22 protein-coding genes are annotated in these 24,402 nt (G+C 36.9%); 14 read left to right on the top strand and 8 right to left on the bottom strand.

What is annotated here, in order from left to right:
* Positions 1-2: 2 nt before the first annotated feature.
* The 3 genes from ACZ1GR_RS07570 to ACZ1GR_RS07560 are packed head-to-tail and all read left to right on the top strand — an operon-like array spanning position 3 to position 2,290.
* Complete coding sequence (locus tag ACZ1GR_RS07570) at positions 3-836, top strand: NHL repeat-containing protein (RefSeq protein ID WP_472611540.1); 834 nt, start codon at positions 3-5, stop codon at positions 834-836.
* Positions 833-1,567, top strand: coding sequence for a heavy-metal-associated domain-containing protein (locus tag ACZ1GR_RS07565; protein WP_472611539.1), 735 nt, complete (start codon positions 833-835; stop codon positions 1,565-1,567). The genes ACZ1GR_RS07570 and ACZ1GR_RS07565 overlap by 4 nt, the downstream gene beginning before the upstream one ends.
* Before the next feature lie 9 nt (positions 1,568-1,576).
* Entirely contained in the window at positions 1,577-2,290 is a 714-nt protein-coding gene (locus tag ACZ1GR_RS07560) for a PepSY domain-containing protein (protein WP_472611538.1), read from the top strand.
* A 61-nt stretch (positions 2,291-2,351) separates the two neighbouring features.
* On the opposite strand, the gene groL is transcribed toward ACZ1GR_RS07560, so the two are convergent.
* The 7 genes from groL to miaB all read right to left on the bottom strand — a co-directional run bounded on the left by groL (position 2,352) and on the right by miaB (position 9,023).
* Positions 2,352-3,986 (bottom strand): chaperonin GroEL, encoded by a 1,635-nt coding sequence (groL, locus tag ACZ1GR_RS07555; protein ID WP_472611537.1) that lies wholly within the window; start codon positions 3,984-3,986, stop codon positions 2,352-2,354.
* Between the two features lie 102 nt (positions 3,987-4,088).
* The gene (locus tag ACZ1GR_RS07550) at positions 4,089-4,367 is read right to left on the bottom strand and encodes a co-chaperone GroES (protein ID WP_377765920.1); all 279 of its coding nucleotides are present in this window, start codon (positions 4,365-4,367) and stop codon (positions 4,089-4,091) included.
* Between the two features lie 147 nt (positions 4,368-4,514).
* A complete protein-coding gene (secG, locus tag ACZ1GR_RS07545; RefSeq protein WP_377765919.1) occupies positions 4,515-4,883 on the bottom strand; it encodes a preprotein translocase subunit SecG in 369 nt (122 codons plus the stop codon).
* A gap of 4 nt (positions 4,884-4,887) precedes the next feature.
* Entirely contained in the window at positions 4,888-5,757 is an 870-nt protein-coding gene (locus ACZ1GR_RS07540) for a hypothetical protein (protein ID WP_472611536.1), read from the bottom strand.
* 7 nt (positions 5,758-5,764) lie between these two features.
* Positions 5,765-6,283: an LPS assembly lipoprotein LptE gene (lptE, locus tag ACZ1GR_RS07535; protein WP_472611535.1), complete on the bottom strand. Its 519-nt coding sequence runs from the start codon at positions 6,281-6,283 to the stop codon at positions 5,765-5,767.
* A 21-nt stretch (positions 6,284-6,304) separates the two neighbouring features.
* On the bottom strand, positions 6,305-7,576 hold the full coding sequence (locus ACZ1GR_RS07530) for a sigma-54 interaction domain-containing protein (protein ID WP_472611534.1): 1,272 nt from the start codon (positions 7,574-7,576) through the stop codon (positions 6,305-6,307).
* Position 7,577: 1 nt separating this feature from the next.
* Positions 7,578-9,023, bottom strand: coding sequence for a tRNA (N6-isopentenyl adenosine(37)-C2)-methylthiotransferase MiaB (gene miaB, locus ACZ1GR_RS07525; protein ID WP_472611802.1), 1,446 nt, complete (start codon positions 9,021-9,023; stop codon positions 7,578-7,580).
* A gap of 132 nt (positions 9,024-9,155) precedes the next feature.
* On the opposite strand from miaB, the gene ACZ1GR_RS07520 reads away from it, so the two are divergent.
* The 9 genes from ACZ1GR_RS07520 (at position 9,156) to ACZ1GR_RS07480 (ending at position 20,955) form a co-directional block, all read left to right on the top strand.
* Positions 9,156-9,857, top strand: a complete 702-nt coding sequence (locus ACZ1GR_RS07520) for a class I SAM-dependent methyltransferase (RefSeq protein ID WP_472611533.1) — start codon at positions 9,156-9,158, stop codon at positions 9,855-9,857.
* Positions 9,858-9,937: 80 nt separating this feature from the next.
* Positions 9,938-11,224, top strand: coding sequence for an LVIVD repeat-containing protein (locus ACZ1GR_RS07515; RefSeq protein ID WP_472611532.1), 1,287 nt, complete (start codon positions 9,938-9,940; stop codon positions 11,222-11,224).
* A 118-nt stretch (positions 11,225-11,342) separates the two neighbouring features.
* Complete coding sequence (topA, locus tag ACZ1GR_RS07510; protein ID WP_472611531.1) at positions 11,343-13,832, top strand: type I DNA topoisomerase; 2,490 nt, start codon at positions 11,343-11,345, stop codon at positions 13,830-13,832.
* A 24-nt stretch (positions 13,833-13,856) separates the two neighbouring features.
* Positions 13,857-15,014 (top strand): formimidoylglutamase, encoded by a 1,158-nt coding sequence (locus ACZ1GR_RS07505; RefSeq protein WP_377765912.1) that lies wholly within the window; start codon positions 13,857-13,859, stop codon positions 15,012-15,014.
* Between the two features lie 120 nt (positions 15,015-15,134).
* Complete coding sequence (gene porK, locus ACZ1GR_RS07500; RefSeq protein WP_377765911.1) at positions 15,135-16,514, top strand: T9SS ring complex lipoprotein PorK/GldK; 1,380 nt, start codon at positions 15,135-15,137, stop codon at positions 16,512-16,514.
* Positions 16,515-16,590: 76 nt separating this feature from the next.
* On the top strand, positions 16,591-17,241 hold the full coding sequence (gene porL, locus ACZ1GR_RS07495; RefSeq protein ID WP_377765910.1) for a type IX secretion system motor protein PorL/GldL: 651 nt from the start codon (positions 16,591-16,593) through the stop codon (positions 17,239-17,241).
* A gap of 56 nt (positions 17,242-17,297) precedes the next feature.
* Complete coding sequence (gene porM, locus ACZ1GR_RS07490) at positions 17,298-18,857, top strand: type IX secretion system motor protein PorM/GldM (RefSeq protein WP_472611530.1); 1,560 nt, start codon at positions 17,298-17,300, stop codon at positions 18,855-18,857.
* Between the two features lie 20 nt (positions 18,858-18,877).
* Positions 18,878-19,780: a type IX secretion system ring subunit PorN/GldN gene (gene porN / locus ACZ1GR_RS07485; protein ID WP_377766244.1), complete on the top strand. Its 903-nt coding sequence runs from the start codon at positions 18,878-18,880 to the stop codon at positions 19,778-19,780.
* Between the two features lie 119 nt (positions 19,781-19,899).
* Complete coding sequence (locus tag ACZ1GR_RS07480) at positions 19,900-20,955, top strand: NAD(P)/FAD-dependent oxidoreductase (protein ID WP_472611529.1); 1,056 nt, start codon at positions 19,900-19,902, stop codon at positions 20,953-20,955.
* Here the strand turns inward: ACZ1GR_RS07480 and ACZ1GR_RS07475 are convergent.
* A complete protein-coding gene (locus tag ACZ1GR_RS07475; RefSeq protein ID WP_377765907.1) occupies positions 20,952-21,332 on the bottom strand; it encodes a DUF983 domain-containing protein in 381 nt (126 codons plus the stop codon). The genes ACZ1GR_RS07480 and ACZ1GR_RS07475 overlap by 4 nt on opposite strands.
* A gap of 97 nt (positions 21,333-21,429) precedes the next feature.
* Here ACZ1GR_RS07475 and ACZ1GR_RS07470 point away from each other — a divergent pair, with 97 nt between their 5' ends.
* Together ACZ1GR_RS07470 and ACZ1GR_RS07465 are read left to right on the top strand one after the other, a co-directional pair.
* On the top strand, positions 21,430-23,340 hold the full coding sequence (locus ACZ1GR_RS07470) for an ABC-F family ATP-binding cassette domain-containing protein (RefSeq protein WP_472611528.1): 1,911 nt from the start codon (positions 21,430-21,432) through the stop codon (positions 23,338-23,340).
* Positions 23,341-23,488: 148 nt separating this feature from the next.
* Complete coding sequence (locus ACZ1GR_RS07465) at positions 23,489-24,379, top strand: leucine-rich repeat domain-containing protein (RefSeq protein ID WP_472611527.1); 891 nt, start codon at positions 23,489-23,491, stop codon at positions 24,377-24,379.
* Positions 24,380-24,402 lie beyond the last annotated feature (23 nt).

Genomic DNA, 24,402 nt, shown 5'->3' with positions numbered 1-24,402 from the left:
TTATGAAATACTTATATATACTAGTTGTGGCAACTATTCTGTTCAGCTCTTGCAAACAAAAACAAGAAGTGCCAAAAGAATGGGAACTGTTAAATATTGTTCAATTAGAGGGTGTGAACCCTATTGGAATAGCTGAAATAGACGGAAACTTATGGTTATCAGATGGCGACCATAACCGTTTAGTTCAAATAGATAGCAAAGGCGAAATCATAAAAGCGATAGATTCTTTGGAAAGGCCCATGCACATAGCTACTGATGGGTCGTCGCTCTTTATCCCCCAGTATGGTAGGGATAATGTTGCCGTTTATAAAAATGGCATAATGGAAGAGCTTTTTTTAAAGGATAGTCTGGATGCCCCAGCTGGTGTAGGTGTTTTTAGAGGAGAAAAAGCGATTGCCGATTTTTATAATAATCGTATTCTTTATAACAATGGTAAAAATTGGATTTCTTTCGGAGAAGAAGGCAAGAAACAAGGAGAATTCTATTATCCTACCGATGTGCAAATTACCGATAGTCTAATTTGGGTAGCAGATGCTTATAATAATCGCATTCAGGTTTTTGATAAGCAAGGGAGTTTTGTGAAAATGATAGGAGACGACCAAAAAATGAACGCTGCTACGGGAATTTATGTTTCGGATAATGAGGTGTTTATAACAGATTTTGAAAACGACCGTGTGTTAATTTTTGATAAAGATGGCAATCTCAAACAAACATTAAAAGATGAGATTGAAAAGCCAACGGATATGATTATTATGAACAATACTTTGTACATTATTAATTATAGAAATGGAAAATTATCATCTTACACCCTGAACCCTGTTGTTAAGGAGTCATGAGAAATTCTTTTAAAGTTGAGGGAATGACATGTCAAGGCTGTGTAGCTTCAGTCAAGGAAAGGCTCTCAAGTATAAATGGAGTAGAGGCAGTTGAAGTTGATTTGCAAAAAGGTGAAGCCGAAATAGAAATGGATGTACCTATTTCTATTTCGGTATTTAAAAGTGCGCTACCTGAGAAGTATAGTATTCAAGAAAAACAGGAGTCTTTTGCAGATTCCCACGCTAGCTTGAACGAAGAGGTAAGTGAGAAAAAAACTAAACTTCGGCAATTAAGGCCCTTGATTTTGATTTTTGCATATCTCTTCGCCGCTTCTTTTTTGTTGAATTATAAGGATTGGGACACCAATGAAGCCATGCTAGACTTTATGGGTCTTTTTTACATTGTGTTTAGCTTTTTTAAACTACTGGATTTAAAAGGTTTTCCTGAAAGTTTTAGAATGTATGACCCCTTAGCAAAAGCGGTCCCTTTTTACGGTTGGATATATCCCTTTTTAGAGTTGGTATTAGGGCTACTGTTCTTATTGAGGTTTCAAATTGCTTTTGCATTAATTACTACTATTGTGATTTTAGGAATCACAACATATGGAGTGGTCAAGACACTTTTAGATAAAAAGTCCATTCGCTGTGCTTGTTTGGGAACGGCTTTGCAATTACCAATGACAGAGGCTACTTTTATCGAAAATAGTATTATGCTGGTGATGGCATTTAGCATGTTGGCTGAAGTTTTCTAAAAAGAATAAATGGTAAATAGAAAAATAGCAATTAGAATTCGTAAAGCGCATAGGTATTTAGGGCTTTTTCTTGGTATTCAATTTTTGTTATGGACTATAAGCGGGCTATACTTTAGCTGGACTAACATTGACGAAATTCATGGAGACCATTTTAAACAATTACCTCCTTCAAAACCATCTTTTTCTAACTTATTAGGTACTTCAGATATCGAATCTATTTCTACAATCACTTCATTGGAACTTACTGCTATTGCAGACAAACCTTATTATTGGATTAATGATAGTGTTCTGATTGATGCAAAAACGGGAGAGAAAAAGTCAGAAATAACATCTGATGAGGCTTTAAAGGTTGCCTCAAGATATGTTAAGAGAGATTTGAAGGTAAATAGTGTTCTGCGAATCGATAGTGTTGGGCCACACCATGAGTATCGAGGTAGACCATTACCGGCTTATGAAATTTCATATGCATCCGATAAAAATGTTAAAGCTTATGTAGCTCTAAAAAACGGCGCTTTTCAAACTGTGAGGCATCGAAATTGGCGTTGGTTCGATTTTTTGTGGATGACACACACTATGGATTATCAAGGGCGTGACAATTTTAATACACTTGTTTTAAGGGCATTTAGTTTAATGGGCTTGATTACAGTTTTAAGTGGTTTTAGCCTTTGGTTTATTAGTTCCCCGAGCATTCGAAAAAGATTTAAAAAACAAAACCGCACTTGAATCTCAAGTGCGGTTTTTTAATATCTATAACAAGCTCATAAATGCTTGTCGGCGTTGCCGACTACATCATGCCTGGCATTCCGCCACCGCCACCCATTGGAGGCATAGCAGGAGCATCTTCTTTAATATCTGTCAAAGCACATTCTGTAGTTAGAATCATACCTGAAACAGAGGCAGCATTCTCTAAGGCTACTCTTGTTACTTTTTTAGGATCAATGATTCCTGCCTTCATCATTTCAACATACTTGTCAGATTTTGCATCGTAACCATAATCTCCTTTTCCTTCAAGGATTTTAGCGATTACTACAGAGCCTTCACCACCTGCATTAGAAACGATAGTTCTTAGAGGAGCTTCAATTGCTCGAGCTACGATTTGTAAGCCAGTAGCTTCATCTTCGTTTTCTGTAGCAACCTTTGCGAGAACAGATTTAGCTCTAACTAAAGCGACACCACCACCAGCAACAATACCTTCTTCTACAGCTGCTCTTGTAGCATGTAATGCATCGTCAACTCTATCTTTTTTCTCTTTCATTTCAACCTCAGAGGCGGCACCAACATAAAGCACGGCTACACCACCGGCCAATTTGGCCAAACGCTCTTGTAACTTCTCTTTGTCATAATCAGAAGTAGTACTTTCTATTTGAGATTTAATCTGGTTTACTCTTGTTTTAATGTTTTTAGCAGCACCGGCACCATTAACAATTGTGGTATTGTCTTTGTCGATTGTTACTCTTTCTGTAGTACCCAGCATATCGATGCTTGCAGTCTCTAAAGAGAAACCTCTTTCTTCAGAAATTACGGTACCGTTGGTTAAGATGGCAATATCTTCTAACATTGCTTTTCTTCTGTCTCCAAAACCAGGTGCTTTAACAGCAGCAATTTTTAAAGAGCCTCTTAACTTGTTAACTACTAATGTTGCCAACGCTTCCCCATCAACATCTTCAGCAATAATTAAAAGTGGTTTTCCTGACTGCGCAACCGGCTCTAAGATTGGAAGCAAATCTTTCATTGAAGATATCTTCTTGTCAAAAAGAAGAATATACGGATTGTCTAAATCAGCAATCATTTTTTCAGAGTCAGTTACGAAATACGGAGACAAGTAACCTCTGTCGAACTGCATACCTTCAACAACATCAACATATGTATCTGTACCTTTGGCTTCTTCAACGGTAATAACACCTTCTTTTCCAACTTTTCCAAAGGCTTGCGCAATCAAATCACCAATAGTATCATCGTTATTGGCCGAAATCGAAGCGACTTGCTTGATTTTATCAGACGAGTCACCAACTTTTTTAGATTGTTTTGCCAAATCTGTAACAATTGCTTCTACAGCTTTGTCGATACCTCTTTTAAGGTCCATTGGGTTTGCGCCGGCAGCAACGTTTTTTAGTCCCTCTTTTACGATTGCTTGAGCTAGAACAGTAGCGGTGGTCGTACCATCACCTGCTAAATCATTGGTTTTAGAAGCAACTTCTTTCACCATTTGTGCACCCATATTTTCAAGGGCGTTCTCTAATTCTATTTCTTTTGCAACGGTAACACCATCTTTGGTTACTTGTGGAGCACCAAAAGATTTACTTATAATTACGTTTCTACCCTTTGGTCCTAATGTTACTTTTACAGCATTTGCCAATGCATCGACACCTCTTTTAAGGCCGTCACGTGCATCTATATCAAACTTAATATCTTTTGCCATTTTTAAATTTTGTTTTTTTATTCCCGTGAAGTCGAGAATCTATATGATTATACTTTCTGTTAGTTTTTTTGATTCCCACTTTGTGGGAATTACAAAGAATAATTATACGATTGCTAAAATGTCGCTTTCACGCATCATTAAGTAATCTTTTCCTTCTAATTTTAATTCGGTACCGGCATACTTTCCATAAAGTACGGAATCACCAATTTTTACGGTGATGCTTTCATCTTTGGTTCCTGGGCCTACGGCAACAACTTTACCTTTTTGCGGTTTCTCTTTTGCCGTATCTGGTATGATAATGCCAGATGCAGTTTTGGTTTCAGCTTGCATAGGTTCTATTAGAACTCTATCTGCCAATGGTTTAATGTTAACTTTAGCCATTTTATTAAATTTTTAGGTATTAATTTTATGTTGAATGCTTTCTAATTGACAGAAATTATGCCAACGCATAAAAACTGACAATATGTTAAAATAAAAATGCCAGCTTGTCACTAAGCTGGCATTTTTTTATTTCTCTATAGCTGAACTTTATTGAAGGGTATCCGAAGGATTTGTTCCACTTGATGTTGGAACTGCCTCTGGAACTTCTTCCGGTACTGTTTCTGGCACCGTAGCTTCAATATCATCACCTTGTAACAGCTTTGAATCTGCCTGAGTATAATTTCCTTTTAATGCCACATTGGACAAAAGAATAAGAACAATTAATAACGCGGATAAAGTCCAAGTACTTCTATCCAAAAAGTCCCCTGTCTTTTTTACACCACCAGCTATTTGTGTTCCACCACCCCCGAAGGAAGATGACAATCCACCACCTTTTGGGTTCTGCACCATAATCACCAATACTAGAAGTAAACAAACGGCGATAATTAGAATTAAAAATATGCTAAACGTACTCATACTATCAATCTTTATTTTTCTGCAAATTCTTGACTCTCCGAATTTGGTCTGCAAAGAAACCACTTTTTTCCGGATATTTCAAACTCAAAATCTTGAAGGCCTGAATGGCTTTTTTATACTTTTTCTGTTCTAAATAAACCTTTGCCAAAGTCTCTGTCATCAACTGGTTTTTATCGATTTTTATCGATTCTTCTATATCGACTTTGGTTTCTAATGCCGCTGTTGGAATTATCTTAGGTTTACTCTCTATAAACTTGTCTAAAAGCTCGAATTTTTTCTTTTTTTCAAGTGTATTTTCTTTCCGTTGAATCGGTTTTGGAGACGCAATCTGCAACCATTCACCAAAAGAATGCTTTTCAGTTTTAGTAAAAGGGAGGGGTTTACCCAATTGTAAACTTTCTTCTGCCTTCTCAATTTTTTGATCGTCAACAGGTTCTTCTTTTTTAGACTCGAATAGTGCAGGGTCTAATATTTGCTCTGCATCTTTGATATTTTGTGGTAAAGGACTTTTTTCTTCTGATTCTCCTAGAAAAACTTCGGTCTCCGGATTAGGAATGATCTCTTCGGATATGGTTTCTTTTTCTTCGAGCTTTTGGGTTCTTCCTAAAATACTATCGGCGATACTGTTCTGGGTAAATTCCTTCGAAGTGATGTAGTCAAAAAGTACTTCTCTATCTGCCGTGTGTGCAGCGGTAATTTTTAAAGCGTTGTTGTATTTGTAACTGTCCAGATTTTTAAGTCCTTTTAAATGTAACGCCCGTGCAGCTTGAAAATAAGGATATTCTTCTAATATATCTTCTAACTCCCTTGTTTGCTTTGGAGAAAGAATAGTGTCTGATTTTTGAAGAATATGTATAAAATCTGAAACGTTCATAGTATAATTACCAATCCGCTAAGGACTTGTTAAAAATATCTTGTGTAATTCGTTCAAAAAGCTCTTCGTGGGCCTCACTTTTTACGGATTCTAATAACGAAGTGCCGGGGAAATCATAAAAAAATGAAAAACGTTGTTCAAAATCGGAGTCTTCTTTGGTTTTGTTGTAAAAACGAACATTTACGGTCATGGTAAGTCTGTTCTGAGCTGCGGTTTGATTCGCTGTTGCCGTCATTGGCGAGACACGATATTCAACAATTTCTCCTTCATATAAAAGGTCGCCATTGTTATTGGTTAAGTTAAGACTGGTCAAAGTAGTAATAACATCTTGCAAAGCATTGGTGAAATCTCGGTCCAGTCCTGGTTCTATAGTAGAACCTGGGCTTTGGTCGGCAAAATTCTGAAAAAAGCTTACCTGAAAACTCTCTGCCGTACCGGTGCTAGCACCAGAAAAATTATAAAACCCACAACCGTTAAAAAGCCCCGTTGCGATAATCGCCAATAAGCTTAAAATATTTCTTTTCATTTTTCTGTATTCTCGATTTTACTACAAATCATATTGCTTTATTTTTCGGTACAAGGTTCGTTCCGAAATACCAAGCTCTGCAGCTGCGGCCTTTCTTTTTCCTCTATTACGCTCCAAAGATTTTTTAATGAGTTCAATTTCCTTTTCTTGTAAAGATAAGGTTTCTTCTTCCTGAATTTCCTCTGCAAAATGATAACGATCTTCTTGAACAGAAGTATTTTGAAGTCCATTTTCAATAATAGGTTCCGGCAAATGCAATACTTCGGTCAGCGTGTCTTCCTCATCTCGTATTTCATCATCTTTACTACCATAGATTTTGCGAATAAGGGTTTCATTTTCTTCTTGTACTTTTTCAGAATCATTGTTCTTTAAAAGTTCTAAGGTCAATTTTTTAAGGTCGGTCAAATCGCCTTTCATATCAAAGAGCACCTTATATAAGATTTCCCTTTCGTTGCTAAAATCGCTTTCCTTTTTTTGAGATCCGACAACCGCTGGCAAGTTGCTTGCATTCGAATTTGGCAAATAGCCATGCAGGGTATTGGCCGTAACCACTCTCTTTTCTTCGAGAACGGATACCTGCTCTGCAATATTACGCAACTGTCTAATGTTGCCCGGCCATCTGTACTTTAGAAGCAGATTAATAGCATTGTCTTCTAAGCGGATAGTGGGCATTTTATACTTCTGCCCAAAGTCAGAGGCAAATTTTCTAAACAATAAATGAATATCGTCTTGACGCTCGCGTAGAGGAGGAATATTAATTTCAACAGTGCTAAGCCTATAATAAAGATCTTCACGAAATTTTTCTTTTTTGATAGCCTCGAACATATTGACGTTTGTGGCTGCAACAATACGAACATCGGTTTTTTGTACTTGTGAAGAACCGACTTTAAGAAATTCCCCATTTTCTAAAACACGTAGTAAACGAACCTGTGTAGTTAATGGTAATTCGCCTACTTCATCTAGAAAAATGGTACCTCCGTCAGCTACTTCAAAGTAGCCGCTACGCGTTTGCGTTGCCCCGGTAAAGGCGCCTTTTTCATGTCCGAAAAGTTCACTGTCTATAGTTCCTTCAGGAATAGCACCGCAGTTAACGGCTATATATTTCGCATGCTTTCGATGTGAAAGCGAGTGTATGATTTTTGGAATGGCCTCTTTACCAACCCCACTTTCACCGGTCACCAAGACTGAAATATCCGTTGGCGCCACTTGAATCGATTTTTCGATAGCCCGATTCAGTTTTACATCATTGCCAATGATTTCAAAACGCTGTTTAATGGATTGTATACCTTCCATACTAATTGTTCTTTGAATAACTCACTGCCTCGCCTAATAAAGTAGCGGAGGTGCAATCGTAACTTTTTACGTTTACAAACTCCCCAATCTTGTAATTTTCTTTTGGAAAAACCACAACTGTATTTTGCGAATTTCTACCCATCCAATGCGCGTCTGACTTTTTAGAGGGTCCTTCAATTAAAACTTCTTGTACCTTACCTACATGTTGTTGCGTTCGGTATAAAGAAGATTTTCGCTGTACTTCGATAACTTCTGCCAATCTTCTTTTCTTGGTTTCTAACGGAACATCATCTTCCAATTTTCTTGCGGCCAAGGTTCCGGGCCTTTCTGAATATGCGAACATAAACCCGTAATCGTATTTTACATACTCCATTAAAGATAAGGTGTCTTTATGGTCTTCTTCGGTCTCTGTAGGAAAGCCTGTAATCATATCTTGGCTAATAGCACAATCTGGTATTAGCTCGCGAATATTATCAATAAGCTCAAAATATTCTTCCCTTGTATGTAAGCGATTCATCGCTTTTAGAATACGATTGCTTCCACTTTGCACCGGTAGATGAACATAGTTGCAAATATTTTCAAACTTCGCCATGACACGTATTACATCGAGCGTCATATCTTGCGGATTGGAAGTGGAAAAACGAATACGCATTTTAGGTTGGGCCAATGCTGTAAGTTCTAAAAGTTTGGCAAAATCAACAGCGCTTGCTTTTTGAATTTCAGAGGCCTTATCGTAGTCTTTCTTTAATCCTCCACCATACCATAAATAGCTATCTACATTTTGACCGAGTAGCGTAATCTCTTTAAATCCTTTGTCCCATAAATCGTTTACCTCTTCCAAAATGGACTGAGGGTCTCTACTACGCTCCCTTCCTCTGGTAAACGGAACTACACAAAAGGTGCACATGTTGTCGCAACCTCTGGTTATAGATACAAATGCGGTTACCCCATTGGAATTTAATCTGACAGGAGCAACATCGCCATACGTTTCATCCTTAGAAAGAATAACATTAACTGCGTTTCTTCCTTCATCAATTTCTTGGATAAGGTTGGGCAAGTCTTTATAAGCATCAGGGCCAACCACCATATCCACAATTTTTTCTTCCTCCAGAAACTTATCTTTTAAACGCTCGGCCATGCAGCCCAAAACCCCAACTTTCATATTTGGGTTTATTTTTTTGACCGCATTAAACTTTTCTAAACGCTTGCGAACGGTTAGCTCGGCTTTTTCTCGAATAGAACAGGTGTTTACTAAAACTAAATCGGCCTCACTAAGTTCTTGAGTAGTATTAAAACCTTCTTTGGCCAAAATGGAAGCTACGATTTCACTATCAGAAAAATTCATCTGACACCCGTAACTTTCTATATAGAGTTTACGTGTATTTTTTTCGTTGCTTTCCAGCGTTAGGGTTGCTCCCTGTACACTTTCATCAATCTTTTTCTCTATTCCTTCGTTAGGATTCATCATACATCATTTGCGTCTGCAAAGATAATGCATAATGCATATTGATGACAATATGACAGTTAAATTTTAAGTATACCTTTATAAAATATAACCAACCAAGTTTTTAGTTAAAGAATGAATGTCTTAAAAGCCTTTTTTCGTAAGAAGCGAAATACCCCAAAACAAAAAGATCAAACAGAATTCAAAGAGACTAGTGCAGGTAAAATAATGCGCGATATTTATTTGAACAAAAAATGGGGAGGTAAAAAGCATGATTTTTATTCAGGTTTCGGCTCACATTCAAGAAAAGTAGTGAAACCATATGTTAAGGCAATACGCCGTTTTTTCGATTCTCATCAAAATAAGTTTGTTGTTTGTGATATTGGCTGTGGAGATTTTAACGTAGGCTCACAGCTTGTGAACTCTACTAGTGCGTATAAAGCTGTTGATGTGGTAGATGAGCTTATAGTTCGAAATAGAAATTTGTTCAAAAATAAAAAACTAACTTTTGATTGTGTTGATATTATTAAGGATAAGCTTCCTGAAGGCGATTGTGTTTTGATTAGGCAAGTATTACAGCACTTATCAAATGATGACATCGAAAAGGTATTGCCAAAACTTCAAAAATTTAAATACGCAGTTGTTACAGAACACCTACCTAAAAAAGAGTTTACTGCCAATATGGATAAAAGCACAGGTGCAAGTATTCGTCTTTCAAGGGGTAGCGGGGTTGTTCTTCATAAGCCCCCATTTAACCTAAAAGCAAAAAAGAATACAGAGCTCGTCAGAAAATATTATAACAAGGGGGTTATTGTGAGCACCTTGTACGAGTTTTAAAATTTTATGTGTTCGCAACGCAACTTTGTTTGATCTTTTTCATCATTAATTTAAAATTACTATCCAAAAATTAAACAAGTATGAAAAAGAATCCAGTATTTATCGTTTTATTCTTTCTACTCAGTTTTGTTGCTTGCAATGATTCTGATGATTTGCTCCCAGGCTACAGCGAATACATAATTGCCACTCCTTTGACTGCCGATTTAATCACTTTTAAGGAAGAGGCCGTTGAGGTTACTGACCCAATTGATATTGTGCAGTCTGGTAAAATATATGCGTACAAAAACTACATTTTTGTGAATGATATAGGTAGAGGGGTCCATGTGTTGGATAATACCAATCCAGAGGCACCACAAAAAATTCGATTCATAAAACTAGAAGGTAATCAAGATATTTCGATAAAAAATGACCGTTTATATGGTGATAGTTATGGCGATTTGGTTGTCATGGATATTTCTGATATGAATAATATTGGAAATATAAAACGTCTAGAAAATGCTATTTACCAACAATTTTGGTGTACTGTTGGCTTTGATGTTGACTGGCCTACGGCCGATGCCTATGATTACAGTGATTTAGATGCAAACCGCGAAGCCATTGTAGGGTGGGAGACCAAAAAAGTAATCATGTCCGAAAAGGAATTCAATGAAAAATATGGCTATACTTTTGCCGAAGACAGCGCTTTAAGTAATTCGGACGCTTCACCAAGTTCAGATTCTGGGCAAGGGGGTTCTTTGGCACGTTTTAGAATTGTAGGCGATTATTTGTATGCGGTAGAATGGTCGAGCATCAATGTTTTTGATATTTCAGACCTTGATGCTCCAGAGGTATTGGATGAAGTTTATACAAGTGGAGGAATTGAAACCATTTTTAATCAAGGAGATTTATTGTTTTTAGGCGGAAATAGGGGAATGTATATATACGACATTTCAAATCCAGCTACTCCAACATTTGTTTCAGATTTTGAACATGGTACCGCGTGCGATCCAGTAGTGGTAGATGGTAATTATGCATATGTGACCCTTCGTGGGGGTAATTTCTGCGGTGCTATTGAAAGCGGACTTTATGTCATTGACATATCTAATATTGAAAACCCTGAACTTAAAGTCATATATCCTATGGATGAGCCTTATGGGCTAGGTACTAAAAATGATAAGTTGTTTATATGTGATGGGTCTTCTGGGCTTAAGGTATATGACAAATCCAATGTGCCTGATTTACCTCAGTTAAACCATTTTAAGGATATTGTTACCTATGACGTTATTCCTATGCAAGAACAGTTGCTTATGATAGGTGACGGTGTGCTCTATCAATATAGGTATTTAGACAATGATATTCAGCTCATAAGTCAATTACAACTCAATTAGAATTTCGACTGATAAAGTAAATATCCCGTTTTTAACGGGATATTTTTTTGCGCAGAAATTTTAATAAAAATCTGAAATCAAAAAATTGATATACTTTTGTTACCTCAAAACCTATTGAATGCCAAAGAACTTAGTTATTGTTGAGTCCCCTGCAAAGGCAAAAACCATCGAAAAATTTTTAGGAAAAGACTTTCAGGTAGAATCCAGTTTTGGCCATATTGCCGATTTACCATCTAAAGAATTAGGAGTAGATGTAGACAATAATTTCGAACCTAAATATATAGTCGACAAGGATAAAAAGGCTTTGGTCAAAAAGTTGAAAGACTTGGCCAAAAAAGCTGATACCATATGGCTCGCAAGTGATGAAGACCGAGAGGGAGAAGCGATATCATGGCATTTGGCAGAAGAACTTGGTCTAGAGAAAAGTAAGACCAGAAGAATTGTTTTTAATTCTATCACCAAATCTGCAATACAAAAAGCAATTGAAAATCCAAGAGAGATAAATTACAACCTGGTCAATGCCCAACAGGCACGAAGGGTTTTAGATCGATTGGTAGGTTATCAATTATCTCCGGTATTATGGAAAAAAATCAAGCCGGGACTCTCTGCAGGAAGGGTGCAATCAGTCGCGGTGCGTTTAATAGTTGAACGCGAAAGAGAGATTGAAGGTTTTACTCCCGAAGCTTCTTATCGAATAAAGGCAGCTTTTAAAACAGAAAGCGGAAAAGTTTTTGAAGCAAAACTGAGCAAGACCTTTTCATCAAAGGAAAAAGCCGAAGCTTTTCTTCAAGAAAATATTGGAGCAGATTTTTCGGTGGCTAAATTAGATAAGAAGCCTGCTAAAAAATCTCCTGCAGCTCCGTTTACCACATCCACATTGCAACAAGAGGCGTCTCGAAAGTTATACTTTTCCGTTGGCCGTACCATGCAAGTGGCGCAACGTTTGTACGAGGCAGGTTTGATCACCTACATGCGTACCGATAGTGTGAACCTTTCAAAAGAGGCATTGGATGCTGCCAAGGAAGCCATTACTTCGAATTATGGTAAAGAATATAGTGAGGTAAGAAATTATACAGGTAAGTCTAAAGGTGCCCAAGAAGCACATGAGGCCATACGCCCAACCGATATGAAATTGCAGTCTCCGTCTTTGGAGCGTGATCAGTCCAAATTATATGAATTAATTTGGAAACGGACTTTAGCATCTCAAATGAGCGATGCGCAGTTAGAGCGAACTAATGTTAGAATAAGCGCAAATAAACATCAAGAAGAGTTTACTGCCAATGGCGAAGTGGTGAAGTTTGATGGGTTCTTAAAAGTTTATCTAGAAGGAAGTGATGATGAAGATGCTGAAGAACAAGAAGGTATGTTACCTGCAATGAAGGTTAATGAAACCTTATTGAATGAATATATTTCTGCTACAGAGCGCTTTACAAGACCGCCTTACCGATATACGGAAGCATCTCTTGTGAAAAAACTTGAAGAGCTAGGTATTGGTCGTCCTTCTACATATGCGCCAACGATTTCTACGATATTAAATCGTGGTTATGTTGAAAAAGGAACGATAGAAGGTGTTGAGCGCAAATACACTCAGTTAATTTTAGAAGAAGGTGCAGTCAATGAAAAGAACCTTACCGAAACAATAGGCTCCGATAAGGGTAAAATGGTGCCAACAGATATCGGAATGATTGTAAATGACTTTCTGGTAAGTCATTTCACCAATATTTTAGATTATAATTTTACAGCAAAGGTTGAAGAAGATTTTGATGAAATTGCCACTGGTGATAAAGACTGGCAGAAAGTAATGAAGTCCTTCTACAAAGACTTTCATCCAACCGTATTGGATGTTGAAGAGAACGCAGAACGAGCAAGTGGAGAACGTATTTTGGGCGAAGATCCAAAGACAGGTAAACCATTGCTAGTTCGCTTAGGTCGTTTTGGGCCTATGGCGCAAATTGGTGATGCAGAAGATGAAGAAAAAAGGTTTGCCAGCTTATTGCCCGACCAATCGATAACCACAATTACGTTCGATGAAGCCCTCACACTTTTTGAACTTCCAAGAAAGCTAGGCGTTTATGAAGGCGAAGAAGTTGAGGCCAATGTTGGTCGTTATGGTCCTTATGTAAAATTTGGCAAGAAATTTATTTCCCTTGAAAAAGGGGAAAGCGCATTTGAGGTAGATATGGATAGGGCCATTGAGTTGATAAAAGCAAAACAACTTGCTGATGCCCCTATTGCTCATTATGAAGATGAGGAAGTTACCAAAGGCGTAGGAAGATTTGGTCCTTTTATTAAATGGAACGGGTTATTTATAAATGTAAACAAGAAGTACGATTACGATAATTTGACAAAGGATGATATTGTTGAATTAATTGAAGCCAAAAAACAAAAAGAGATAGAAAAGCTAATTCAAGAATGGCCCGAAGAAGGTATTCGAATTGAAAAGGCTAGATGGGGAAGGCATAACATTTTAAAAGGAAAGGTAAAAGTAGAACTTTCGAAAGATGTGGATGCGACTAAAATTTCTTTAGAAGAAGCTAAGGCCTTAATTGAAAAGAAAGCCCCGAAGAAAAAAACAAGAGCAAAAGCGAAGACCAAAGCAAAAAAGTAAGTATAACACCCCAAGCAATTTATTATGGCATTTGATTTTTTGGTTCCCGTCAAAGATAAGGTCTTGGCGTTTTCCGAATTTTTACCCCCGCAAGCCTTAGGAAAAAGTATTTACAAGCATACCGAGAAAAAAGGATTGCCCGTTTTTGCGAACGCTACGGTTGCAATTTTTGGTGTATTAGAGTCAAGAAACGCTTTTGAAAAGAAAACCGAAAAACTCGATGTAGATGCCATCCGCATTCAGCTTTATAGATTAATGACAGGTAACTGGAATTCAACAATTATTGATATTGGTGATGTTGAAGAAGGTAATAAGGTCGAGGATACTTATTTTGTTGTTAAAGAAATTGTTGCAGGTCTTTTAGAAGAAAACATCATACCTATTGTAATAGGTGCTACTCAAGATATCACTTTTCCGACATACCGAGCTTTCGATGGCATTAAAGATATGATCAATATGGTTGCTATAGATAGCCGTTTTGATTTTGGTGAGGATGATGAACTGATTTCTTCACATTCTTATATGAGTAAAATAATTACGGATAAACCCAATAACCTTTATAATTTTTCTAATGTAGGCTATCAAAGTTATTTTAATGCCCAAGAAGAGATAGATTTAATGGAGCGCTTATTTTTTGATGCTTACCGTTTGGGAGATATCGCTTCCAATATTCAATTGGCAGAACCGGTATTGCGTAACGCACATTTGGTAAGTCTAGACGCCCGTGCTATTCGAGCAAGTGAAATGGGCTTATCAACAGGGTTTTCGCCTAACGGATTTACGGGGCGAGAGATTTGTGCCATAGCACGATATGCCGGTATAAGCGATAATGTATCACTCTTTGGTATTTATGAAATAGAAAATTCTAATTTATCATTTCAATTAGTGGCCCAAATTATCTGGTACTTTATTGAGGGCTTAAGTTATCGTATAAGAGAAGTACCAAGCTCTAACAGTGACGATTTTACAAAGTTTACAGTACCAACAGATTCAGATGAGCTCGTTTTCTTCAAGAGCCATCTTACCCAAAGATGGTGGGTAGAAGTACCTTCTATTTTACCTGAACATACTAAAACGAATTCACCTGCGTTATTACCTTGCGCCGAGCAGGACTATTTGGATGCTTGCAACCAAAACATTCCTGAAAGGTGGTTCAAGGCCTATAAAAAGGGCTTTAACTAAACAAATTATTTTTAAGTATAAATTGTATTTACACAATAATTTATTCAAAAAATAGTTTTAGTGAATAGTGAATTTGTGTTTACAGTTTGTAATCTTAAATCGAAAAATTTAACCTAAAGTATGAGAAAGCTATTGTTGTCATCTATAGCACTTGTTTTTTTATTGACCAGTTGTGGTTCAAAATCAAGATCAAAAGGTGAATTGGTAGGCGTCCAGGGTAAGAAATGGTATCCTGAGAAACCGTATGGAATGGAACTTATCCCTCGTGGCTCATTTATAATGGGTAAAGCGGAAGAGGATCAAGCCAAAGTTCAAAATGCTCCGACACGAACTGTGACTGTTCGTTCATTTTATATGGATGATACAGAAATAACAAACAGTGAATATCGTCAGTTTGTAGAATGGGTAAAAGATTCCATTACTAGAACGAAATTGGCAATTCTTGCTGATCAGTTAGGTATAGGCCCAGAAGATGAAGGTATAGGTGAGTATGCATTTAAAGATGCCGATACCACGAAAATGTCTGCGTATGATAAATATATGTTAGATAACTATGCTGGTCTTGGAGATACCGGTTATGAAGGTAGAGCCTTAAATAAAGAAGTAGACCTTATCTGGGATAGAGAAGATTATCCAGATGAATATTACACAGAAATCATGGTAGATTCTATTTATTTACCTGATGAAGAGACCTATAATGGTCAGCGTAGCGTTGATGTTACCAAATTAAAGTACAAGTACAATTGGATGGATATCGAAGCTGCGGCCAGAGCAAAAGCTGGTAGCAGAAAAGACTTTATCCGTCAAGAAGAATTAGGTATTTATCCTGATACTACAGTGTGGATCAGAGATTTTTCATACTCGTACAACGAGCCTATGCACAACGATTACTTCTGGCACGATGCATACAGCGAATATCCTGTTGTAGGGGTGAGCTGGCAACAAGCAAAAGCGTTCTGTAATTGGAGAACTAAGTTCAAAAACGATGATCAAAAAAGTCGTGGTAAGCAATTTGTAAATCAGTTCAGATTGCCAACGGAAGCAGAATGGGAATATGCCGCTAGAGGTGGTATTGAAGGTGGAACATATCCGTGGGGTGGTCCTTACGTTATAAGTGATACAGGTTGCTTTATGGCAAACTTTAAACCACAACGTGGAGATTATGCTGCCGATGCTGCTTTATATACAGTAGAAGCAAAATCATACGAGCCAAATGATTATAACCTTTATAATATGGCTGGTAATGTATCGGAGTGGACAAACTCAAGTTATGACCCGGGAGCATATGAATATGTTTCAACTATGAACCCAAATGCAGGTTCTGGTCAAAACAAAAGAAAAGTTATCAGAGGAGGTTCATGGAAAGATGTTGCTTATTTCTTGCAAGTAAGTACAAGAGACTATGAATACCAAGACTCAGCAAGAAGTTACATCGGCTTCAGAACCGTACAAGATTATATGGGTGAAGAAGATTCAACAAAAGGAAATAACGGATTATAAAACAATTAAGAGAGAACATTATATAAACCTAGTAACCAAATACTTATTTATATACACTTAATTTAAAATTAAAATTATGGCACAGTCAAAATCAACAAAAAAGCTGTTTAACATGGCCTACGGGCTTGGAGCATCGATTGTAATTATCGGAGCATTGTTTAAAATTCTACACTGGGAATTTGGATTTCTTAACGGAGGTTTATTACTAGCGGTAGGTCTTATTACAGAAGCATTAATTTTTGCCATTAGTGCATTCGAACCAATTGATGACGAATACGATTGGTCTTTAGTATACCCAGAATTGGCAGGTGCTACTTCTACGGGTAAAAAGAATGAAAAAGCTCAAATGAAAGAAGCAGAGGCTTCTTTATCTGCTAAGCTAGATAACTTATTAAAAGAAGCTGGTGTAGATGCTAACCTAATGGAAAGTTTAGGGGAAAGCATTAGAAATTTTGAAGGTGCTGCCAAAGGTATTGCCCCAACAACAGATGCAATGGAATCTACACGTAAGTATTCTGAAGAGATGGTGCATGCTGCCGCTCAAATGGAATCTTTGAACAGTCTTTATAAAGTACAGTTAGAAAGTGCGAGCAAGCAAGCTTCTGTTAATGAAGAAGTAGTTCAGAATGCAAGTGCGCTTAAAGAACAAATGGCATCTTTATCATCTAACCTTTCTTCATTGAACGGTGTTTATGGTGGTATGTTATCTGCAATGTCTAAGAACTAATTAGAGATTTAATTCAAATCCAAACCCAATTATTAATTAAATCTAATTAGAAAAAGATGGCAGGAGGAAAACAGTCACCACGTCAGAAAATGGTAAACCTAATGTACTTGGTTTTCATTTGTATGTTGGCGTTGAACATGAGTAAAGAGGTATTAGCGGCATTCGGTCTTATGAATGTAAAAATGGAACAAGCTAATGCAAAAACTTCAGAAGACAATTTAGCTTTTCTTGGAAGTTTAGAAACGAAAGCAGAAGAAAACGCTGCTAAATATGCCAAGGACTATGAGAATGCACAGAAAGTGCAGAAAATGTCCCAAGAGTATTATGATTATTTAGAAGGTCTTAAAAAAGAAATGACCGAAGGAATTGAAGACCCTACGGACTACCAAGTGATGGACAAGTCTGATTATTTGGATCAAAAATTCTTTCAAGGTGATAACTTGAGCAAAGACGGTAAAGAATTCTTGAACAGAATTGAAACATATAGTAAAGAAGTATCTGCTTTAGTACCAGAAAGATTGCAAGCCACTGTTAAAAGTCGTTTTAGCACAGGTGATGCAAATGGTAAAGTTGAAAAGCGTGACGGTACAAAGCAAGATTGGATTAACTATCACTACGAAGGTTTTCCATTGATTGCTTCTTTGACTAAGTTAACTGCTTTGCAGTCTGATATCAAAGCTACTGAAGAAGATGCGTTAAAAGCAATGTTAGAGGGTAACTTGAGCAATCAGGTTTCTTTAAAGAATTTTGCAACTTCGTTGGCAGCATCAAAATCTGCTTTCTATAATGGAGATAAGTACGATGGTAAAATTATTATCAGCAAAACTGATGCAACTTCTACTCCCGTAAGAGCTGAATTGACTTTAGATGGTAGAAAATTAACTGAAGATAAAGATTATAGATTAGAAGCTGGTGGTATTCAAATGTTGATTGGTGCTGGTAGCCCAGGCGACCACGAAATCAAGGGTACTATGTTCTTTATGCAAGATGGAGAAGAAATTCCTGTAGAAGTTAAAAATTCTTTTGCAACAATTTCTAAGCCTAATTCTGCTTTGATTGCTGCAGATAAGATGAATGTAGTTTACCGTGGTGTAGCAAATCCAATGTCGATCTCTATACCTGGTATTCCTAACAATAAAGTGTCTGCTAGAGCTCCTGGACTAAGAGCGGTTAGTGGTAGCAAGTATATCATGAATCCTGGTAAAGGTAGAACTGTTAAGATTACTGCTTCTGGTACTTTACCTGATGGACAAGGAATCTCTACAACATCTGAATTCCGTATTAAAGATATACCAAGACCTTCTGGTGCTATTAGAGGTGAAGCAGGTAGTGTAAAAATGCCTAGAAGAAACCTTGAGATTTCTACAGTATCAGCAATGTTAGAAGACTTTGATTTTGATTTAAATCTTGGTATTAGCGGATTTAAATTTAAAGTTCCGGGTCAACCAACAGTAGTTGTAAAGGGTAATAAATTAAATGGTGCTGCTAAATCTGCCCTGAAGAGAGCAAGAAGAGGAGACGCAGTACAGATATTTGACATTCAAGCTTACATTTCAAATAACAAGAGTTACAAGTTGAAGAAAGTATCTCCTGTTGTGGTTGAGCTTACAAACTAATAAAGTAAAGTATAGTAATGATGAATTGGAAAAATGTTTTAGTAATCGGAGCGTTCAGCTTCCTACCTATAACTCTCGCGGCACAGGCTAATATTTTAAATGCCAAAAAGCCTCAAGAAGTAGGTAAGAAAACCGAGGCCCAAATGGCTGCGGACAACGATGCACCTCTAGCATATGGTTATGTTGACGATAGAGATATTCTTTGGTCAAAAACTGTGTGGGAGACCATCGATTTAGATGAACGTGTTAACTTTCCGTTATACTATCCAACCGATACCATTGGTATCGGTGCAGACAGAAGGTCTTTGTACCACGTTTTGATGAAGAATATCAAAAATGGAAAATTGACCGATGTGTATACGGATTCATATTTTACTGAAAAGCGAAATTTTGGTGACCTAACTGCAACCTTGCAGAAAATAGATACCACAGATTTAGGGTACGAACAAATAAATGCTGGCGAGCAGATTTCTCAGGAGTTTATAAACCGAAGAGATTTAGGAGCCGCTGATATTGAAGAGTACAGAATTAAGGGTATCTGGTATTTTGATAAGCGCCAAGGTGAGCTTAAGTACCGTTTATTAGGTATTGCTCCTGTTGCACCAGATGTTAACTTTATCGATGACGAGTCTACAGACCAAAATGCCAACAAAGTTGAGCTGTTTTGGGTGTGGTACCCAAGCGTAAGAGAGATTTTGCATGAGGCAAAGGTCTTTAATCAGCGTAATTCTGCACAACCGATCACTTTTGATATGTTGTTGAATGCGCGCCGATTTAATGCTGTTATCTATAAAGAAGATAATGTTCATGGTGACCGTAAAATTGATGATTACGTTTTTGATAATGCTTTGTTTCAATTATTAGAGGCCAAGCGTATCAAAGAAACTATCAGAGATAAGGAGCAAGACATGTGGGCTTATTAGGCCTAAATAAATAGAATATTCCAATTCAATAAATATAAGCGCCGCACATTTGTGCGGCGTTTTTTATTTGATAATAAATCTACCAATGTTCTTTTTCTTAAATGGACTAATTTAGCCGAATGCTAGATTATTTAGTGGTTGGTTTGGGCCTAGCCGGTATTTCTTTTTGTGAACAGTTAGAGCGTAAGGGTAAATCGTTTAAAGTAATTTCCGATAATTCACAACAAGCTTCTTTGGTTGCAGGGGGGTTGTATAACCCAGTGATTCTAAAACGATTTACTTTGGCCTGGAACGCCAAAGAACAACTGGATTTGGCGCTTCCTTTTTACGAAGAACTAGAAAAAAAGCTAAAGGTAAAGTTGGATTATAAAATACAGGTGTTAAGACGTTTTGCCTCGGCAGAAGAGCAAAATAGTTGGTTTGAAGCTTCTGATAAGCCTGGTCTAAATTATTTTTTAGACCAAAACATAATTTCCAACGCAAATACAAACCTTGATTCCCCATTCGGATACGGACAGGTTAGATATACCGGTAGAATTAAGACCAAAACCCTTTTAGAACGATACACTAGCTACCTTAATGATAAAGGGTTGCTAGTTGAAGAAACCTGTGATTTCGATGCTCTAGAAATCCTGAAGGATGAAATTATTTATAAGGATATGAAAGCCAAGCAAGTTGTTTTTTCTGAGGGTTATGGACTTAAAAAGAATCCTTTCTTTAATTATTTACCCCTAAATGGTACAAAAGGCGAGCTGCTAACCATCAAAGCCCCTAAATTAAAAGAGTCTAAGGTAATCAAGTCTTCGGTTTTTATAATACCATTAGGTGATGACCTTTATCGCATAGGTGCCACCTACAAATGGAAAGATAAAACAAACCTACCTACACAAGAGTCTAGGGAAGAACTCATAGAAAAACTGAAAACTTTTCTAAAATGTGATTTTGAGGTGGTAGAACATGTAGCTGGGATCAGACCTACGGTAGCGGATAGAAGACCACTGGTTGGTAGGCACCCAGAGTACAACAATCTTTATGTTTTGAACGGTTTTGGTTCACGCGGGGTCATAATTGCCCCTTATGCTTCAAAACAACTATTTCAATTTATAGAACTTGGCGATAAGCTTAACATCGAAATGGATATTTCAAGATTTACCGCTAAGCATTATTTTGGTTAATTCACCAAGTCTTTATCGTACTTCATAAAAATATTTATCCAAATATTTCTAGAGAGCCGTATTATCACAGGTAACAAAAAGACCGAAGTGATTACAATGGTTATGTAAGTGTTTTTTAAAGACGTTCCTATAATCAAAAAAGCTATTGCAAAAGCTATTCCGGCAAATATTAGTCCGACACCGTAGCTGACATACATGGCGCCATAAAAGAAAGAAGGTTCTATTTTATATTTTGTTTGACAATGTGAGCACCTTTCGTGCATTTTAAATAGTTGTGAAACAATAAAAGGATTCCTGTTTACATACATACTTTCACTGTGGCACTTTGGGCAACTTCCTGTTAAAATGCTGTAGAGTTTGTTTCCTTTTTTTAACATTTGCAAAACTTTAAACAAAAATAAGTATTCAAGCAGTTTTGCGATGCTTGACCAATACTTAAAGTTGATTTAATAATAATGAAACTGTATAGCACTTATGCTTAATATCCATAACCTTTCCGTCGCTTTTGGTGGAGAATATTTATTTGAAGAAATCGCTTTTCGATTGAATGCCGGAGATAGGGTTGGATTAATTGGAAAAAACGGTGCTGGCAAGTCTACTTTGCTGAAATTGCTAAGTAAGGAGATGGTAGCCGATTCGGGAACTATTGCCTCCGATAAAGAAGTGAAAATTGGTTTTTTAAAACAGGATATTGATTTTGAGGAGGGCAGAACGGTTTTAGACGAAGCTTATCAAGCCTTTGATGAAATAAAAAAGCTAGAAACCAAACTTGAAGACATCAACACCCAACTAGCCGAACGAACCGATTATGAGAGCGAAGGCTACAATCAACTAATGATAGATTTAAATGATATCACGCATCATTACGAGATTTTAGGAGGTTACAACTACCAAGGAGAGACTGAAAAGGTATTACAAGGACTAGGATTTTTAAGAGATGATTTTGATAAAGCTACGGATACTTTTTCGGGTGGTTGGCGCATGCGTATCGAATTGGCAAAGCTATTACTGCAAAGTAATGATGTACTCTTATTAGACGAGCCAACAAACCATTTAGATATAGAATCTATTATTTGGTTAGAACAGTTTTTAAGAAACTACTCGGGCGCAGTGGTAATTGTATCCCACGATAAAATGTTTTTGGATAATGTTACCAATAGAACCATTGAAATTTCTTTGGGCAAGATCTATGATTACAATAAACCATACTCCCAATACCTCATACAACGTTCGGAAATAAAGGAGCAACAACTAAACGCCCAGAAGAACCAAGAAAAGCAGATTCAGCAAACGGAAAAGCTTATTGAAAAGTTTAGGGCAAAAGCCAGTAAGGCATCTATGGCGCAATCTCTGATCAAGAAATTAGACAAGATCGATAGAATAGAAGTTGATGCTGACGACAACAGCGTAATGAACGTGCGTTTTCCTATTTCCGTAACCCCAGGTAAAGTGGTCGCCGAAATTGAGCAGCTTTCTAAAAGTTACGGACCCAAAGAAGTTTTAAAGAATATCCAGCTGATGGTCGAGCGAGGGAGCAAAACAGCATTCGTAGGGCAAAACGGGCAGGGCAAAACGACACTGGCCAAAATAGTTGTCGGAGAGTTAGATTACCATGGACATTTAAAGTTGGGGCACAATGTGCAAATAGGGTACTTTGCCCAAAACCAAGCAGAATATTTAGATGGTAGCAAAACTATTTTAGATACCATGATCGATGCGGCAAATGAAAAAAACCGTAGTAAAGTGCGTGATATTCTAGGTTCATTTCTTTTTCAAGGTGATGAGGTCGAAAAATATGTTCGCGTGTTATCTGGTGGCGAAAGAAATAGATTGGCCTTGGCAAAAATGCTATTGCAACCATTTAATGTTTTGGTGATGGATGAGCCCACCAATCATTTAGATATTAAGTCAAAAAATGTATTAAAGCAAGCTTTACAAAGTTTTGAAGGTACTTTGATATTGGTTTCTCATGATCGTGATTTTCTGCAAGGGCTCACCGATAGGGTCTATGAATTTAAGAACGGAAGTATAAAAGAGTATTTGGGCGATATTGATTTTTACCTTGAACAACGTAAAGCAGAAGATTTTAGAAAGATTGAGAAAGGCGAGAAAAAATCAAAAGAGGCAAATAATAAGCCTAATCAGCAAAACGATTACAAGGTTCAAAAAAAAATAAAGTCCTTAAAGAATAAACTTAGTAGTGTTGAAAGTAAGATAGGTGAATTGGAAAAGGCAATCGCCGAGTTAGACCACCAACTTTTGATCAATTACGATGAAACTGCTAAGATTCCTAACTTCTTTGATGGCTATCATGGTAAGAAAGAAGATTTAGAGAAATTAATGAAGGAATGGGAGCGGATATCTTTAGAAATAGATTCAAAATAGAAGTAAATTCCTACAATAAAACAACCGTTTCACCACACTTTTTAGCACTTTCACAACAATATTTCAATTATTCACTGCATTTACTTGGCTGTAAACCACAAGTACATTTAATTTGTAGGGAAATTCCTATCAATGTAAATAAGAACATATGAAAAAATTTACCTTTTTAAGCCTTTCTTTTTTCTTTATAAGTACATTCATTTTCGCTTCCGTCGAGGAAATACCCTCAACCGAAAAAGCGGTATTGTTAGACTTATATAATAGTACACAGGGCGAAAAATGGAATACAGGGTGGGACCTTAATGAACCGGTCTCAACATGGAGAGGTATTGAAATCAAGGAAAATCATATTGTAAGTATCAATTTATTCCATAATAATTTAAATGGCTATTTACCAGAGAGTATAGGCAAACTTAAAAAGTTGGAACATCTTAATCTGGCATTTAATAGTATAACGGGGGTATTACCAAAAGATATTGTCGAATTAAAATGCTTAAAAGTGCTTAAGCTTGAAATGAATAGAATTAAAGGCAGTTTACCAGAAGGCATTGGCAGTATGCAAAATCTGGAAGAATTCTCGATGTTCAATAATTTTTTGAACGGACCAATACCAGAAAGCTTCGGTAGTATTTTAAACCTTAAAGTACTTAATCTATCAAGCAATAACCTTAAAGGAGCAATACCTAGGAGCCTTGGTAATCTTAAAAAACTTCAAACACTTGGTCTTTTTGAAAATGCCTTAGAAGGTGAGATTCCTAAAGAAATGGGCAACCTTCAAAATCTTGAAGAACTGGTACTGGCCAACAATCAACTAGGTGGTGAAATACCTGAAGAGTTAGATCAATTGGCGAGCCTAAAAGTGTTACAGATACAGAATAACAGAATCAAATCTTTCAGGGGAATACAAAAAATGAAATCAAAATCACTATTAGTTTTTGATACAGATGAAGAAAAATACAATTCAATATATAACGATAATGCCATAATCAATTCTAGAATGGCAGATACAAAATTTGAAGATGTAGACGATAATGAGTAGTTAGTTATACTTTAGTTTGTTTG

The organism is Croceitalea sp. W27, from assembly GCF_055693185.1.
Note: the sequence above shows the minus strand (reverse complement) of the source record. Positions and strands in the feature narration are given on the sequence as shown.